Source organism: Mesorhizobium sp. M7A.F.Ca.CA.004.04.2.1 (genome assembly GCF_004022825.1).
In the GTDB taxonomy this organism is placed as follows: domain Bacteria; phylum Pseudomonadota; class Alphaproteobacteria; order Rhizobiales; family Rhizobiaceae; genus Mesorhizobium.
Genome location: NZ_RZPH01001033.1, coordinates 1 through 2,048, shown reverse-complemented (window position 1 = coordinate 2,048; position 2,048 = coordinate 1). Strand labels below are relative to the sequence as shown.

Here is a 2,048-nt window from a genome sequence, read left to right as displayed (position 1 = left end):
GACGAGCTCGAAGCCGGCAGCGGCATGGCGAAAGGCGTCAGCCAGGGCTTGCCGGCGGTGCTGCCGAGCCTGAAATCCTTCCTCGAAACCGGCAGCGGCATCGACATTTTCGCCAAGCCGAAATCGGCCTGATGTTGCGACCTCAAGCAGAATCAGGCCCGTGGAGAATGACAATGACCAAGCGTTATACCGGCGGCTGCGCATGCGGCGCGATCCGCTACGAAACCAATGACGAGCCGATCTTCCAGAACCACTGCCAGTGCAGCGATTGCCAGAAGCGCTCAGGCACCGGCCACGGATCCTACCTGACCTTCGGCCAGCGTGCCGATATGGCCATCACCGGGGAGGTGAGCACCTGGCGCGTGGCGGGCGCCAGCGGCAACGAAAAAATCCACACCTTCTGTCCAACCTGCGGAACGCCGGTCTTTCTGATACCCGTCGCCATGCCCGAGCTGATAGTGGTCCACGCGGCCAGCCTCGACGATCCGGAACAGTTCAGCCCGCAGATGGTGACCTACACGAGCCACGGCCATGCCTGGGACAAGATGGATCCGTCCTTGCAGGCGGTCGAGCGAATGCCGCAGTGAAACGCGTCCGCCCGTCGGCCCGCGATCTGCCCTCGCGCCTTCAGGCGCGATGCTCTTGGCCGATCAGCCGGCTCGCCGCTGTCTTGGCCATGGCGTCGGCCAGCTCGAGGCCCCATTGCTGGCGGCAATAGGCGCGGAAATCGAAGCAGGGCAGGCCGGGGCAGACCTCGAACTCGATGAGGTGGACGGTGTCGTCGGCCTCGACCCTGAGATCGATGGAAAACACATCGCGCAGGCCGAGCCCGCCCATCAGCCGCTCGGCGATCGCGCGAATCCTGGTGTCGGCGGCCGGCTGGCTGTCGGCAACCGCGACGAGTTCCGGCTCGGCGTAATGTCCCGCCGCTTTCGCTGCCTCCCCGGTGTCGCCGTAGAGCGCCAGGCTGTCGGCCATGGTCTGGAAATCGGCGCCTGAATCGACAAAAGCCACGCCAAGGGCTTCGACCCCGGCGCCAGGCACCAGGCCGAGGAAACTGGCGCGCACATTGCGGCCGGCGACATAGGGCTGGACGACGACATCGTCGCGATAGGCCGAAAAGACGCGCCGGCTAAGCTCCAGCGCATGGCCGAGGTCGGCCACACGCGAGTCCGGCCAGATACCGATCTTGGCGCCGAGCCGATTGGGCTTGACGAACCAGCCGGCGGGCGAGGCCGGCGGCTCGACCAGCCATTGGCCGTCGCGCGCGAGCCCGGCCTGCGGCACCGGCATGCCGAGTGCGCCGAGCACGGCTCCGGAGCGGAACTTGTCCTGACAGAGCGCGAACAGCGCATCATCTGCGCCGACCGTCTTGAAACCGCCCAATCGCGCCAGAGCGGGCGCCGCGCCGCCGCGGAAATAGGCGATGCCGTCGGTCAGCGTCCAGACCAGCGTCGTGCTGGGGTGCTCCTCGGCGAGCACCGTTGCGGCGTCGTCCAGCGCCACTGGCGCAAACGACAGGCCGCGTGCCTGGCAGGCGCGTTCAAGCGCCTCGAATTCAGGAGCGAGATCGGTAGACTGCGCCAGATAGGACGCGATTTCGGCGGCGCGCTGCGGTGCATGACCGTCGGCGACCAGACGGTCGAAACAAGCCTTCTCCGGCTCATGGACGAGGATCAGTCTTGGCTGGCGGCTCGGCATGAGATGAACGTTCCCCGGCAGTGCGATTGCCTACCATCGCACGGTCGAGGCGTCAGGCTCTCGCGAAACCGACACGGCGCGGGCGGTTGCGTGACAACGCACCGTCCGACCGCAGAATCCAGTTCGTTCAGGCGATCAGCACGCGCGGCTCGAAGCGGCCGTTGACGGGAATATCGAGCAGAAAGGTCATGCCGCCCTGCAGATCCAGCAGACGCTGCTTCTCATCCTTGCCCGACCAGGCGGAGGTGACCGCCAGCCGGTCAGCCTTGGCGCCGACAAAGGCCGGGCAGGATGGCTGCGTCACCGGCATGGCGACCGTGCGGACGAGCTTGCCGTCGGGTCCATAG

3 protein-coding genes are annotated in these 2,048 nt (G+C 66.6%); 1 reads left to right on the top strand and 2 read right to left on the bottom strand.

The genetic code is table 11. The annotated features are described in order from the left end of the window. Positions 1 to 173: 173 nt before the first annotated feature. Positions 174 to 587: a GFA family protein gene (locus tag EN893_RS30830; protein ID WP_127266737.1), complete on the top strand. Its 414-nt coding sequence runs from the start codon at positions 174 to 176 to the stop codon at positions 585 to 587. Positions 588 to 627: 40 nt separating this feature from the next. On the opposite strand, the gene EN893_RS30825 is transcribed toward EN893_RS30830, so the two are convergent. Together EN893_RS30825 and EN893_RS30820 are read right to left on the bottom strand one after the other, a co-directional pair. Continuing rightward, positions 628 to 1,701: a D-alanine:D-lactate ligase-like protein gene (locus tag EN893_RS30825; protein ID WP_127266736.1), complete on the bottom strand. Its 1,074-nt coding sequence runs from the start codon at positions 1,699 to 1,701 to the stop codon at positions 628 to 630. Positions 1,702 to 1,828: 127 nt separating this feature from the next. Next, on the bottom strand, positions 1,829 to 2,048 hold a 220-nt coding region (locus EN893_RS30820; protein ID WP_164901264.1), incomplete at its 5' end, for an SMP-30/gluconolactonase/LRE family protein.

Coding starts and splice junctions, on each gene's coding strand:
- EN893_RS30830 (WP_127266737.1), top strand. CDS start 174: ATGACCAAGCGTTATACCGGCGGCTGCGCATGCGGCGCGATCCGCTAC.
- EN893_RS30825 (WP_127266736.1), bottom strand. CDS start 1,701: ATGCCGAGCCGCCAGCCAAGACTGATCCTCGTCCATGAGCCGGAGAAG.